Raw genomic sequence first — 13,781 nt, 5'->3', positions numbered from 1 at the left:
TTCAATGTGGGTGGGCGGCGATCAGCGTCGCTGATGGGGCAGGCCGAGGGCGGTCATCGCGATGATGTCGCGCTGGACCTCGTTGGTACCGCCACCGAAGGTGAGGATCAGCGAGGTGCGCTGGAAGCGTTCGAGGCGACCAAGGAGATGTGCTCGCGGGCTGCCCGCCCGAATGGTTGCGGCGGGACCGACGACCTCCATCAACAATCGGTAGGCCTCGGTGGCGAATTCGGTCCCGAAGACCTTGGTGGCCGAGGCGTCGGCGGGGCTCGGCGCGCCACCGGAGCTGGCCGCCGAGGCGATCTTCCAGTTGAGCAGTTTGAGGAACTCGACCTTGGCGTGCACCCGCGCCAGGTTCTGACGAACCCACTCGGTGTCGATGAGGCGTTGTCCGTCACCGGTTTTCGTCTGCTGCGCCCAGGCCAGCGTTTCCCGCAGCGCGGTCTGGATCGGGGCGGCGCTGCACAGTGCCACCCGTTCGTTGTTGAGCTGATTGGTGACCAGCGACCAGCCCCGGCCCTCCTCGCCGACCCGCGAACTCACCGGCACCCGGACGTCGGAGTAGTAGGTGGCGCTGGTGTCGACACCGGCCATGGTGTGCACCGGGGTGTAGGAGAACCCATCGGCGTCGGCGGGCACGATCAGCACCGAGATGCCGTGGTGGCGTTTGAGTCCACGGGCTCGCCCCTCGTCGGTGAGCGTCGCCGGGTCGGTGCGACACGCGAGCCAAATGTAGTCGGCGTAGGCGATCAACGACGTCCACATCTTCTGCCCGTTGATGACGTAGTCGTCACCGTCGCGCACTGCGGTGGTCCGCAGCCCGGCGAGGTCGGTGCCGGCGCCGGGCTCGGAATAGCCGATGGAGAAATGCAATTCGCCCGCGGCGATGCGCGGTAGGAAGAACGCCTTCTGCTCGTCGGTGCCATAGTGCATGATCGTCGGTGCCACCGAGTTGATCGTCAGGAAGGGCACCGGCGCGCCGGCGATCGCTGCCTCGTCGGTGAAGATCAGCTGATCCATCATCGAGCGGTTCTGGCCGCCGAACTCGGTCGGCCACCCCAGTGCCAGCCAGCCGTCGGCACCCATCTGACGCACCACGTCGCGGTAGGCGTCGCCCTCGCCGAGTTCACCGTCGCCGCCGGTGAGTGCCGCCCGCCGGTCCTCGGTCATCAGATCGGTGAAGTAGGCGCGCAACTCGCGCCGCAGCGCCGATTGCTCGTCGGTGTACGCAATGCGCATGGGTGGACTCCGTCGTGGATCGATCGGTGGGGGACTCGCCAATATCTGAAACACGTTCTAACCTGTTTGGCACAGCCCGTCAACCAGCGGGCACGCTGAGGAGGAGCGAGTCGATGCATATCAAGGCAGATTTCGACCTGTGCGAATCGAACGCGATCTGTGTCGGGATGGCACCCGACATCTTCGATCTCGATGACGACGACTACCTGGTCATTCTGAAAGACGAGGTACCCGAGGGTCGCGAGGAGGAACTGCGTCAGGTCGTCGCCAACTGCCCCAAGTCGGCGCTGTCGATCGAGGAGTGAATTTCGCCGAAACCGCCCCGGCTTGACGCCCCGACCGGGTAGCGTGTTAGAACAGGTTCTAGTTTTCGTTCACACCGCGTTCGGCTGGAGGGGTTGGCAGTGGCTGCTGGATCGTTGGAGGGGCGCGTCGCGGTGGTCACCGGCGCGGGTGCCGGATTGGGTCGCGCCGAGGCTCTCGGGCTCGCCGGACACGGTGCGACGGTCGTCGTCAACGACCTCGCGAACGCGCTCGACGCGAGCGATGTGATCGACGAGATCACCGCGTCCGGGGGCACCGCGGTACCGGTGCCCGGTGACATCTCGGACTCGGCCACCGCCGCCGAGATCATGCGCACGGCAACCGCCGAGCTCGGCGGGCTGCACATCGTGGTGAACAATGCCGGGGTCGTTCGCGACAAGATGCTCTTCAACCTCACCGACGACGACTGGGATCTGGTCATCCGGGTCCACCTGCGCGGCCACTTCTTGCTCACCCGCAACGCCGCCGCCCACTGGCGAGCCGAATCCAAGGCCGCCGGCGGTCCCGTCTATGGGCGCATCGTCAACACCTCCAGCGAGGCCGGATTGCTCGGACCGGAGGGCCAGGCGAACTACGGCGCGGCCAAGGCCGGCATCACCGCGCTGACCATGTCGGCGTCACGGGCGTTGGGCCGCTACGGGGTTCGCGCCAATGCGATCTGCCCGCGGGCGCGCACCGCGATGACCGCGGGGGTCTTCGGTGACGCACCCGGCGACGGTGTCGATCCGCTCTCGCCCGATCACGTCGTCCGGCTCGTCACCTACCTCGCCGGCCCGGACGCCGATTCGGTCACGGGGCAGGTATTCGTCGTGTACGGTCCCCGAGTCATCGTGATGGCCGCGCCCACTGTGGATGAGGTCTTCACCGCGGAGGGGGATGCATGGGACGACGGGGATCTCGCCAAGACGCTGAGCAGCTATTTCGCCGACCGCGACCCGCGTCGGACGTTCTCGGCCCGCGACCTGATGTCCTGACCGGTTGTTGTGGGTCAAGTGTCCTAGTATTGACCGAACCCAGTGATATGTTGCGCGTGAGTTCCAAGGCTTGAGGAGTGCTGTGCTGAGCAGGCTGGCGGGACCCCTCGATGGGGTGGGCGACTTCGTCGCACTCGGGGTCGACTCGGTCCGGGAACTGTTCCGCCGGCCATTCCAATGGCGGGAAACGGTCGAACAGTCCTGGGCCATCGCCCGTGTGTCGATGGTGCCGACGCTGCTCGTCGCGATCCCCTTCACCGTGCTGGTGAGCTTCACCCTCAACATCCTGCTGCGCGAGATCGGTGCCCAGGATCTCTCCGGCGCGGGCGCCGCCCTGGGCACGATCACCCAGATCGGCCCCATCGTCACGGTGCTCATCGTCGCCGGTGCCGGGGCGACGGCGATCTGCGCCGACCTCGGTGCCCGCACCATCCGCGAGGAGATCGACGCGATGAAGGTGCTCGGCATCAACCCGGTGCACCGCCTCGTCGTGCCCCGCATCATCGCCTCGACCGGTGTCGCCATCCTGCTCAACAGCCTGGTGTGCACCATCGGCATCGGCGGCGGGTTCGTCTTCTCGGTGTACCTGCAGGACGTCAATCCCGGTGCGTTCATCGCGAATCTGACGCTGCTCACCGGATTCGGCGAGCTGATGATCTCGATGGTCAAGGCGGCGCTGTTCGGCCTGTTCGCCGGCATGGTCGGGTGTTATCAGGGACTCAACGTCAAGGGCGGCGCGAAAGGTGTCGGCGACGCGGTCAACGAGACCGTCGTCTACTCCTTCATGGCGCTGTTCGTGGTGAACGTCGTGGTCACCGCGGTCGGGCTGAAGGCGACGGCGGGGTAGAGCGATGGTACTTCCGTTCACCACCCGGCTGCGCACCGCGCGCGTTGCGGTCAAGCGCGCAGGCGAGGACTGGAACCATATCGGCGATCAGGCGCTGTTCTACTGGGACAGCGTCGTGTCGATCCCGCGTGCGGTCCGCCTCTACAAGAAGGAGACGCTGCGGCTGATCGCCGAGATCTCCATGGGTACGGGCGCTCTCGCGATGATCGGCGGCACCGTCGTGGTCGTCGGCTTCCTCACCCTGTTCACCGGCGGCACCATCGCCGTGCAGGGCTACAGCTCGCTGGCCAACATCGGTGTCGAGGCGCTCACCGGCTTCTTCTCCGCGTTCATCAATGTGCGCATCGCGGTCCCGGTGATCTCCGGCATCGCCCTGGCCGCGACGATCGGGGCCGGTGCCACAGCACAATTGGGCGCGATGCGGGTCAGTGAGGAGATCGACGCCCTCGAGACCATGGCCATCGCCTCGATCCCGTACCTGGTGAGCACCCGCATCGTCGCCGGGATGATCGCGATCATCCCGCTGTACTCGCTGGCCTCGTTGGCCTCCTTCCTCGCCAGCCGGTTTGCGACGGTGTTCATCTACGGACAGTCACCCGGCGTCTACGACCACTACTTCGACACCTTCCTCATCCCGTCGGACATCCTGTGGTCGTTCGTGCAGGCCATCTGCATGGCGATCGCGGTCATGCTCATCCACACCTACTACGGCTACAACGCGACCGGCGGTCCCGTCGGCGTGGGCGTGGCGGTCGGCAACGCGGTGCGCGCGTCGCTGGTCGTGGTCGTCGTCATCACCCTGCTCACCTCGTTGGCCATCTACGGGTCCGACGGCAAGTTCAATCTGGCGGGCTGAGGGATGGCGAGTCGACAGGGACGCAGTAACTGGGTACGCAAGCTGGCCGCGGTCATCATGGTGGGCGGGCTGATCGCGATCATCGCCGCCGCCTCCGGGTCGTTCCTCGGTTGGTTCGCCTCCACCGAGCGGGTGACCCTGCAGGCGCCGCGTGCCGGCCTGGTGATGAGTCCCGACGCCAAGGTGCGCCTACGCGGGGTGCAGGTGGGCACGGTCAAATCGATCACCGAGACCGGTGACCACGCGGTGCTCGCCCTCGACATCAACTCCGATCAGATGTCGCAGATCCCCGGCAACGTGACCGCACAGATCAAGTCCAACACCGTGTTCGGGGCCAAGTCGGTGTACTTCGAGGTGCCGACGACGGGACCGAGCGGACAATTGCAGCCCGGCCAGAACATCGACGCCCAACACGTCGTCGTCGAACTCAACACTGTCTATCAGCAGTTGGTCGCGGTACTCGCCGACATCCAGCCCGACAAACTCAACGCCACCGTCGGCGTGGTCAACACGGCATTGTCCGGCCGTGGCGCCGACATCGGCAATTCGCTGGGCACGCTGTCGGGGCTGCTCGGCAAGACCAATCCGCATCTGCCCGAACTCGACGAGCTGATCCGCCAGACGGCCACGGTGACCAATGTCTACGGCGATGTGATGGGTGATCTCATGCGCACCATCGACAACGCGGTGTACACGGGGAACACGTTGCGCGACAACGCCTCCAACTTCGATGCGCTGTTGATCAACGTGACCGGCATGGCCAACACGATCAACAACGACGTCCTGGCCCCGTCGAAGGCCGACCTGATGGCGACGCTGTCCCAATTCGACCCGGTGTCACAGCTTCTCGGATACCAGTCACCGGGTATCTCGTGCTTCCTGCGCACCACGGCGATCGGTGCCGACATGGCCAAGCCCTACGAGGGCGGTGAGAACGGCATGTTGAAGCTCTACGCCGGATTGCTGCCGGGCAAGGAGCCCTACACCTATCCGAACAGTCTGCCGCGGGTCGACGCCCAGGGCTCTCCGACCTGCGCGGGCGGGCTGAGTAATCCCAACACGACCGAGCACTCGAAGTTCTACGTGACCGACAACGCGCCGGTGCCCTACCAGCCGCGGATGACGCCGAAGGTCAACCGGGAGAAGCTCTTCCAGCTCTTGTTCGGGGAGCCCGACCTTGGATAACCGCGCACGCGCGTTCCGCGCGACCGTCATCAAACTCGGCGCCTTCGCCATCGTGATGGTGCTGGTGTTCATCGGACTCGTCGTCGTGTTCAGCAACTACCGGTCCGGCAGCTCCGACGACTACCGGGCGCTGTTCACCAGCGCCTCGCAGATCAAGTCGGGCAGCAAGGTCAAGATCGCCGGCGTCGAGGTGGGCTCGGTCGACAACGTCTCGTTGACCCCTGACAACGAGGCGCTGGTGAAGTTCTCCGTCGACGACCAGTACAAGCTGCCCAAGTCGGTGCGCGCGCTGATCCGTTACGAAAACCTCACCGGCGACCGGTATCTCGAGTTGCAGCAGGGACCCGGCGACCCCGACGACACCCTCGCGCCATCGGATGAGATCCCGGCCTCGCAGACCGAACCCGCACTCGACCTCGACAAGCTCCTCGGCGGGTTCAAACCGTTGTTCCGCACCCTCGACGCCAACGAGGTCAACGAACTGTCGACCTCGCTGGTGGCCGTCTTCCAGGGGCAGGGTCCGGCGCTGAACAAACTGCTCGCCGACACCGCCTCGTTCACCAACGCCCTCGGTGACCGGGATCAGTTGATCGACAGCGTCATCGACAACCTGAATCAGATGCTCGGCACCCTCGACGGCGACCGCGGTGGCCTCGACACCAGCCTCGACCAGATGCAGATGCTCATCACCGGACTGTCGGCGCAGCGCGGCACCATCGGCAACTCGCTGACCCAGACCGCGCAGGTGACCGACGGACTCGCCGACCTGTTGTCGTCGACCCGCCCCGGACTCAAGTCCACCCTGACCAGCATCGGCGTCGCCTCGGACAATGTGCTTGCGGCCGAACCGTTCCTGCGGTCGCTGCTGCCGCGCCTGCCCAACGACTACAAGATGCTCTCGAATCTCGGTAGCTATGGCGCCTGGTTGCAGATCTACTTCTGCCGGATTCGCCTGCTGCTCAGTGGTCCGGACGGCAAACAGTATTTCTTCACCTCCAACGACGTCATGGGGGACACCACCAAGGCCGGGGGGAGGTGTTCGTCGCAATCATGAGTACGTCGGGAACGAGTAGGGGTCCGTTCGGGAATCTGTTCCGCAGCAATCGGTCCGGGTCGGATGAGGCCGATGTCGCCCGTGAGAACAAGCGTGGCGGGCGGACCCGCAGGCAGATCGGTCTGATCGGCATCGTGGTGACCGCGATGGTGGTCGTGGTGGCCCTTCAGATGGACAAGCTGCCGCTGATCTCGCCGATCAGCACCTACACCGCCTACTTCGACGACGCGGGCGGTCTGGTCACCGGCGACATCGTGACCGTCGCCGGGGTCGACGTGGGCACCGTGGAGGGTATCCGCCTGGCGTCGACCGACGCCGGAACCAAGGCCGCCGTCAGTTTCCGGATGAACGACACGGTCTCGATGGGTTCCGACACCCAGGCCGCGATCAAGACCGAAACCGTGCTGGGCCGACGGAATCTGACGATCCTGCCGCACGGGACCGGGCGGATCGAGCCGGGTGGGGAGATCCCCAACCGCAACACCGTCGCCCCGTACTCGCTGACCGACGCCCTCGACAATGCGACCGACACCCTCTCGCAGACCAACACCGCCGAACTCAACAAGGCGCTCGACACTCTGTCGGTGACGTTCTCGGCCACCCCGGACCAGGTCCAGGGCGCCGTCGACGGTGTCGCGAAGCTGTCCAAGGCGGTCGCCGACCGCGACAACGCGCTGCGTGAGCTGCTGGCCAAGGCCTCCGGTGTCACCCAGGTCATCGGTGACCGCAGCAAGCAGCTCAACCAACTGCTCCTCGACGCCAACATGTTGCTCGGCGAGCTTCAGTTCCGGCGTGCGGCGATCGCCCAGCTCATCAGCGGCACACGCGATGTCGCCGCGCAGATCAGCGGATTCATCAACGACAACAACGCCCAGCTGACGCCGGTGCTCGACAAGTTCAACAAGGTGCTCGACATCCTCAACGACAACGAGAACAACCTCAAGGAGACCGTCGACCGGCTCGGCCCGTTCGCCAACGCCCTCGGCGAATCGGTCGCCAACGGACCCAACTTCGACTCGCTGGTCGGCGTCAGCACCTTCGGTGACTACACCGCCACGTTCATGAAGGTGCTGCAGCAGAAGTACCCCGAAGTCGCGCAAGCCTTCTCGTATTCGGGATTCCCGTTGCTGCCCAACGCGTGGAGCCAGGCACCGGGCGCCAACCCCCCGCCCCGCACGCCGGTGCCCTCGCCGACGATTCCCACCCCGCCGCCCTCGACCCCGACGACCAGGCCAGGTGGTTGAGATGACCGGACGTCTCGGAATCGGCAAGCGCGCATGGCAGATCATCGCGTTGCTGGTGTTGCTCGTACTGCTCGTGGTGGCCGGGTACATCGGCTACAACCGGGTCACCAACACCCGGCTGACCGCCTACTTCGCCACGACCACCGGCCTCTACAACGGCGACCCGGTGCGGGTGCTCGGCGTCAACGTCGGTCACGTCACCTCGATCACCCCGCGCAGCGGTGACGTCAAGGTCGAGATGGATGTCGATCGCAGCGTCAAGATCCCCGCCGACGCACGTGCGGTCGTCGTCGCCCAGAGCCTGGTGTCGGGCCGCTTCATCCAGCTGACCCCGGTGTACTCGTCGGGCCCGCAGATGACCGACGGCACCGACATCCCGATGGAGCGGACCGCCGTCCCGATGGAGTGGGATCAGGTCAAACAGCAACTGCAGCGACTGACCGATGCGGTCGGCCCCAACGGCGCCGACCCGGGTGCCGCGGCGCGCGCCATCGACGTCGGCGCGCAAAACCTCGACGGCGCAGGGCAATCCATCAACAGCTCGATCACCCAGCTCTCCGACGTGATGGGAACGTTGGCGTCGGGGCGTGATGATCTGTTCACCACCATCCGCAACCTGCAGAAGTTGACCGATGCGCTTTCGTCGAGCCACGAGCAGATGGTGCAGTTCAACGGACGTATCGCATCGGTGACGAGCGTGCTCGCCGACAACACCGATCAACTCAACGGCGCTCTGCACAATCTGGATTCGGCGATGACCGACGTCCAGAACTTCATCAACACCAACCAGAACTCGTTGACCGGCGCGGTGTCGCGGCTGGCGCAGACCACCGGCATCCTGGCCGCCAAGGACGAACAGATGCGTGGGCTGCTGCATTCGGCGCCCAACCAGCTCGCCAACTTCTACAACATCTACAACCCGCTGACCGGATCGTTGTCCGGGGTGTTCGGACTCGGTATGGGCAACAACCTGATCACGCTGCTGTGCGGCACGATGGAGGCCAACAACCGGCCCGGCCAGAGCCAGGTCGACATCGACAAGTGCGTCGACACCCTGGCACCCGTACTGCAGTCCATCGTCGTCGCCTACCCACCGTTCATGTCCAACCCGGTCAACGGCATCAACGCGACACCCGGCCAGGTGACCTACCAGAACGCCGACGTGGCCGCGCGCGCCCAGCAGGGCATCCGAAACCAGGACGCGGCGACCCGGCGCGCCGACGGTGGCGGGCCGCTCGCCGACCTGCTCGTCCCGTGGGGCGGTGCGGGCTGATGCGCCGACTGCGGTGGCGTGACCTACGCCTGACCCTGCTCGTCGCCACGGTGACGGTGCTGGCCACGGCGTGCGGCTTCAACGGCGTCAACAGCCTGCCGGTACCCGGCGCGCAGGGCACCGGCGACGGTTCGTACAAGATCAGCGCCGTCATCCCGAGCGCTGCGGGCCTGACCAACAACGCGCCCGTGCTCATCGACGACGCCACCGTCGGCAGCATCGGGTCGATCAGCGTCGCACCCGGCTGGAACGCCAAGGTCGACATCCGGCTCAACCCGGGCGTGAAGGTGGCCGACGGATCGCACGTGATGGTCGGGATGACAAGCGTGCTCGGGTCGACCCACCTCGAGATCGTGGAGCCGACGGGTACCGCCACGGGCTACATGCAGCCCGGTGATCAGATCCCGCTGCCGAAATGCCCGAAGGTCGACAACATCGCCCAGCCGACCGAAACCGCTGTCGCCGATATCAATTCGGCCCAACAGGTGGCCGGCTGCAACTATCCGACCACCGAGCAGGTCCTCAGCGCGTTGTCGGTGGTGCTCAACGGTGGTGGGCTGTCGCAGTTCGGCGACATCGTCCACGAGATGAGCCAGATCTTCGACGGCCACGACCAGCAGATCCGGGCCCTGATCCCGCAGCTGACCACGCTCGTCGGCGACCTGAACAACCAGACCGACAACATCATTCGCGCCGGCGAGGGTCTCGACCGGCTCACCGTCGCGGTCAATCAGCAGACGCCGACGCTGCAGAAGGCGTTGCGCGACGGCCCGCAGATCCTCAAGCTCCTCAACGATCAACGCCAGCAGTTCGTCAACGCGCTCGACGCGGTCGGGCGTCTGTCGTCGACGACCAACGACGTCCTCGATGCGAATTCGCAGGACATCAAGACGATCGTGGCCAACATGGCCAAGGCCTTCCAGGGTCTGGCCGCCGCCGGTCCGGCGCTGCCGGGCTCGCTGCGCCTGCTTCTCACCTTCCCGTTCCTGGAGGAGGAGATCCCGACGATGGTCAAGGGCGACTACATCAACTCCGACCTCGTCCTCGACCTCACGATCCCCAAGCTGCAACGCAGCATCCTGCGGTCGGTCGGCGTCGTCGGCCCCGAGGGCGTCACCGGCCAGCCCGCCGGCGCAGCCGGACGCGGTCTCAACCCGTTCACCTCGCCGCTGCAGCCGGGTGACGAAACCCGCTCGGAGAACGCCCCTCCCATTCCGGCCACCCAGAACACCCCGGGATCGAACGGAGGCGGCAACTGATGAAGATCACACGTTTCGTCCGCATCCAGCTGATCATCTTCGCGATCGTCACCGTCATCGCGATCGTCGCGATGGCCCTGTTCTACGTGCGCATTCCGGCGATGTTCGGGGTCGGGCGGTATGCGGTGACCCTCCAGTTGCCCAACACCGGTGGGCTGTATGAGAACGCCAACGTGGCCTTCCGCGGCGTCAACGTCGGCAAGGTCAAGTCGGTGCGGCTCACCGAGAACGGGGTGGCGGCGACCCTGTCCATCGACAGTGGCACCAAGATCCCCACGAATTCCGCGGCGTCGGTGCACAGTGTGTCCGCGGTCGGTGAGCAGTATGTCGAATTCACCCCGCCCACCGGCGATTCCAGCTCCGACTACCTCGCCGACGGTGCAACGGTGTCGACAACCGATGTGCCGGTGGAGATCTCGTCGGTCCTCGACCAGGCGACCGCCCTGCTCAACCGCGTCGGCGACGCCAATCTGCGCTCACTCATCGACGAGGCCTTCGACGCGTTCAACGGCACCGCCGAGGATCTGCGGCGGCTGATGGACTCGATGATCCTGCTCGTCGACGACGCCGACAAGAACTCGGACGTGACCATCGATCTCGTCAAACAGGCGGGACCGTTGATGGCGACCCAGTCGGCCACCGCCGATCAGATCCGGGCGTGGACCGCCGACGCGGTCAAGGTGACAGATCAGTTGCGCGCCAACAACCCCGAGATCACCGACCTGCTTCAGAAGGGGCCCTCGGTGGCGTCGTCGGCGCAGAAGCTGTTCGCCTCGATGGACCAGTCGCTGCCCCTGTTGTTGGCCAATCTCAACACGGTGTCGAAGACGACGGCGGTGTATCTGCCGAACCTGCAACAGGTCCTGGTGATCTATCCGCGTCTGATCGACACCCTGCTGACCGCGTTGAACGCCGGCGACCCGCGGTACGGCCCGAGCGTCGAATTCTCGCTGGGTTTCCAGGATCCGCCGCCGTGCACCATCGGCTACCTGCCGCCGTCGCAGTGGCGCAGCCCCGCCGTGCAGACCGCGCGCGACCTTCCGCCGGGCATGTTGTGCCGAGTACCGCAGAACTCTCAGATCGCCGTGCGCGGCGCACGCAACTTTCCGTGTGCGGAGTTCCCCGGCCGGCGGGCCCCGACCCCCGAGGAATGCCGTACCGGGTACAAGCCGATCAGCAATCGGGTGGTGCCGTTCCCCAACGGCATTCCGGGCATCCTGCCCGCGCCCGCCGGATATGTCACCCAGGGGACGCCGACCGAGCAAGAGGACGGCCCCGCGGTCTACGGCGCCACGTACGATCCGGAGTCGGGTGACTTCATCGGACCCGACGGACGGACATACAACGCCGGCACCGGCACCGACAACAATCAGCAAGGACAAGGCAACACATGGCAGAGCCTGATCACCGGAGCGGTGGACGCCCAGTGACGCCGGCTTCGCAAGCCCGGACACCGGTCCGGTCGGCGCCGCTGCGCCGACGTCGTACGCCGACCAAGCCCGACGAGGCGCCACAGGTCGAGGCACCGCAAGTCGAGACACCACCGGTCGACACCGCGCCGGCCGAGGCCGCGCCGACTTCGCCCGCGACGCCCGAGCAGCCGTCGCCGGCGGTGAACCTGACCAAATCCGAGCGCACCGGCCCGGTGGCCGACCCGGACGAGTTGGTCTCCTCCCTGAGCTATCGCGAGCGGCGTCAACGCCGGATGGCTGCCGCCCCGGGTGGCGACGATGCCGCACCGGTCACCAAGGTCTCCGCGCTGCGGGCGCGATCGGATCGCTCGATCCTGGCGTGGGTCGCGACGGGACTCGCGGTGATCGTCATCGTCGGGTGCCTCGTCGCCTCGTCGGTGTTCGCGATCGCACTCGGACGCATCGACCATCAGCGGAATCTGCGCGCCGAGTACTCCTCGTTCGCCCAGTTGATGACGGTCACGATGACCAGTCTCAATCCGGGCAACGTCGACTCCGCGATGAAGACCATGGCGGACAAGACCAGCGGCACCGCCCAGCAACGACTCAACGAGTCCATGGGGCAAGCGGTCTCGCTCATCCGGGACCAGAAACTCGACGTGCAGTCCACCGTCATCAGCGACGCCGTCACCAAGGCCGACGATGACGAGGGCACGGTGATCGTCGTCTACGGCTGGCAGATGAAGCCGACGGATCCCAAGGAGCAGACCATCGTCCAGACCTTCCGGTGGCGGGTCGACATCACCCGGATCAACGGCGAGCTGAAGATGACCGATTTCGAGTGGGTGACGTGATGCGGCTCTCGGTTGCACAGGTTCTCGCGGGCGTCCTCGCGTTGCTGGTCGTGGCATCGGTGGCGCTCGCCGGGGTACTCGGCTACCGCTACCTCGACGCCCGATGGACCGAACAGGCCCGGGACTCGTCGCTGGATGCGGCCAAGTCGTACGCCACCACGATGTTCGGCTACGACCCGGGCAACGTCGAAGCCCACGTCAACAGTTCGAAGTCGGTGGTCACCGGCGCCGCGAAGTCCCAGTACGACAAGCTGATCACCAATCCCGTTCAGGGACAGAACATCGACTTCGTCGAGGGTGTGAAGAAGCAGCAGGTGGTCTCGCAGGCCGTCATCCAGGACGCCGGGGTGGTCACCAACACCCGCGACTCCTCGACGGTCCTGATCTTCATGAACCAGTCGGTCAGCCGTGGCGGCAAGGATCTGGTGCGCGTCGACCCGAGCCGGTTGACGTTTGCGATGGTCAAGCAGGACGGTCGCTGGATGATCCAGAACATCGACGTCATCACCGACGACTCGTTCCGCAGCCGGATTCAGCAGGTGTCGACCCCGCCGCCCGGAGCGGTACCGTTGCCTGGACCGAGTGATACGTCCACCCCGGAGTCCCCGGGCCCGGAATCCTCGGCTCCGGCATCCCCGGCACCCCCATCGAGTGCGCCCGCGCCATCGGTGGTGCCGACCCCGTAAACCCAGGGAGGCGACGCGATGAGCGATCACATTCTGACCGATGACCAGATCGCCGCCCTGATCTCTGAGGACCGCCGCGATCTGATCGTCCGTCTGGCCCGCCCGCTCGACGACGTGTTGCCGGATCCGGTCAAACGTAATCGGATTCGACGTGCCCGCATCGGGCTCATGGCCGGTGGTGCGATCGGCCTGATCCCGTGGATCGTCTTCCTCGGGTTGAGCCTTCCGGTCGACTACGTCGCCCACAACTGGTCGATCACCTGGGTCGGTTTCGACGTCCTGCTCGTCGCGATGATGGCCACCACCGCCGTCCTGGCGTGGCAGCGCCGGCAGATGCTGGTGCTCGCCGGCTTCGCCACCGGACTCCTGCTGATCTGCGATGCATGGTTCGACATCATGACCGCCGCACCGGCCGACCGCTGGATCTCGTTGCTGACCGCGGCCTTCGCGGAACTCCCGCTGGCGGCCCTGCTGATCGTCGGCACCATGCGATTGATCCGCCTGACCGGGGTGCGGCTCTGGCTCATCGAGCCGCACTCCCGGCTGTGGCATCTGCCGATGCTGTTCACCTGAG

Annotated in this window: 14 protein-coding genes; 13 read left to right on the top strand and 1 reads right to left on the bottom strand. The window is 65.9% G+C overall.

Going from position 1 to position 13,781, the window contains the following annotated elements:
- Window positions 1-21: 21 nt before the first annotated feature.
- Window positions 22-1,239 (bottom strand): acyl-CoA dehydrogenase family protein, encoded by a 1,218-nt coding sequence (locus P3L18_RS21110; protein WP_276115140.1) that lies wholly within the window; start codon window positions 1,237-1,239, stop codon window positions 22-24.
- A 113-nt stretch (window positions 1,240-1,352) separates the two neighbouring features.
- Between P3L18_RS21110 and P3L18_RS21105 the strand changes: the two genes are divergently transcribed.
- The 13 genes from P3L18_RS21105 to P3L18_RS21045 all read left to right on the top strand — a co-directional run bounded on the left by P3L18_RS21105 (window position 1,353) and on the right by P3L18_RS21045 (window position 13,780).
- Window positions 1,353-1,544 carry a ferredoxin gene (locus tag P3L18_RS21105; RefSeq protein ID WP_006371993.1) on the top strand — a complete coding sequence of 64 codons (192 nt, stop codon included), beginning with the start codon at window positions 1,353-1,355 and terminating at the stop codon, window positions 1,542-1,544.
- A 99-nt stretch (window positions 1,545-1,643) separates the two neighbouring features.
- Window positions 1,644-2,537, top strand: a complete 894-nt coding sequence (locus P3L18_RS21100) for a 3-oxoacyl-ACP reductase (RefSeq protein WP_276115139.1) — start codon at window positions 1,644-1,646, stop codon at window positions 2,535-2,537.
- A gap of 82 nt (window positions 2,538-2,619) precedes the next feature.
- The gene (locus P3L18_RS21095) at window positions 2,620-3,384 is read left to right on the top strand and encodes an ABC transporter permease (RefSeq protein WP_006371995.1); all 765 of its coding nucleotides are present in this window, start codon (window positions 2,620-2,622) and stop codon (window positions 3,382-3,384) included.
- 4 nt (window positions 3,385-3,388) lie between these two features.
- On the top strand, window positions 3,389-4,240 hold the full coding sequence (locus tag P3L18_RS21090; RefSeq protein ID WP_276115138.1) for an ABC transporter permease: 852 nt from the start codon (window positions 3,389-3,391) through the stop codon (window positions 4,238-4,240).
- A gap of 3 nt (window positions 4,241-4,243) precedes the next feature.
- Window positions 4,244-5,425 (top strand): MCE family protein, encoded by a 1,182-nt coding sequence (locus P3L18_RS21085; RefSeq protein ID WP_079930795.1) that lies wholly within the window; start codon window positions 4,244-4,246, stop codon window positions 5,423-5,425.
- The gene (locus tag P3L18_RS21080) at window positions 5,418-6,479 is read left to right on the top strand and encodes an MlaD family protein (RefSeq protein ID WP_006371998.1); all 1,062 of its coding nucleotides are present in this window, start codon (window positions 5,418-5,420) and stop codon (window positions 6,477-6,479) included. The genes P3L18_RS21085 and P3L18_RS21080 overlap by 8 nt, the downstream gene beginning before the upstream one ends.
- Entirely contained in the window at window positions 6,476-7,723 is a 1,248-nt protein-coding gene (locus P3L18_RS21075; protein ID WP_172398890.1) for an MCE family protein, read from the top strand. The genes P3L18_RS21080 and P3L18_RS21075 overlap by 4 nt, the downstream gene beginning before the upstream one ends.
- Window position 7,724: 1 nt before the next feature.
- Window positions 7,725-8,996, top strand: coding sequence for an MCE family protein (locus P3L18_RS21070; protein WP_014361498.1), 1,272 nt, complete (start codon window positions 7,725-7,727; stop codon window positions 8,994-8,996).
- Window positions 8,996-10,255, top strand: a complete 1,260-nt coding sequence (locus P3L18_RS21065) for an MCE family protein (RefSeq protein ID WP_006372001.1) — start codon at window positions 8,996-8,998, stop codon at window positions 10,253-10,255. Before P3L18_RS21070 ends, P3L18_RS21065 begins: the two co-directional genes overlap by 1 nt.
- Window positions 10,255-11,685, top strand: a complete 1,431-nt coding sequence (locus P3L18_RS21060) for an MlaD family protein (protein ID WP_271354156.1) — start codon at window positions 10,255-10,257, stop codon at window positions 11,683-11,685. Before P3L18_RS21065 ends, P3L18_RS21060 begins: the two co-directional genes overlap by 1 nt.
- The gene (locus tag P3L18_RS21055; protein ID WP_276115137.1) at window positions 11,682-12,521 is read left to right on the top strand and encodes a hypothetical protein; all 840 of its coding nucleotides are present in this window, start codon (window positions 11,682-11,684) and stop codon (window positions 12,519-12,521) included. Before P3L18_RS21060 ends, P3L18_RS21055 begins: the two co-directional genes overlap by 4 nt.
- Window positions 12,521-13,207, top strand: a complete 687-nt coding sequence (locus P3L18_RS21050; protein ID WP_172398889.1) for a hypothetical protein — start codon at window positions 12,521-12,523, stop codon at window positions 13,205-13,207. The genes P3L18_RS21055 and P3L18_RS21050 overlap by 1 nt, the downstream gene beginning before the upstream one ends.
- Before the next feature lie 18 nt (window positions 13,208-13,225).
- Window positions 13,226-13,780 (top strand): hypothetical protein, encoded by a 555-nt coding sequence (locus tag P3L18_RS21045; protein WP_276115136.1) that lies wholly within the window; start codon window positions 13,226-13,228, stop codon window positions 13,778-13,780.
- Window position 13,781: the final 1 nt, after the last annotated feature.

The organism is Gordonia sp. N1V, from assembly GCF_029269935.1.
Classification (GTDB): domain Bacteria; phylum Actinomycetota; class Actinomycetes; order Mycobacteriales; family Mycobacteriaceae; genus Gordonia; species Gordonia polyisoprenivorans.
The sequence above is the reverse complement of the archived record's forward strand: the minus strand, read 5'-3'. Positions and strand labels throughout refer to the sequence as shown.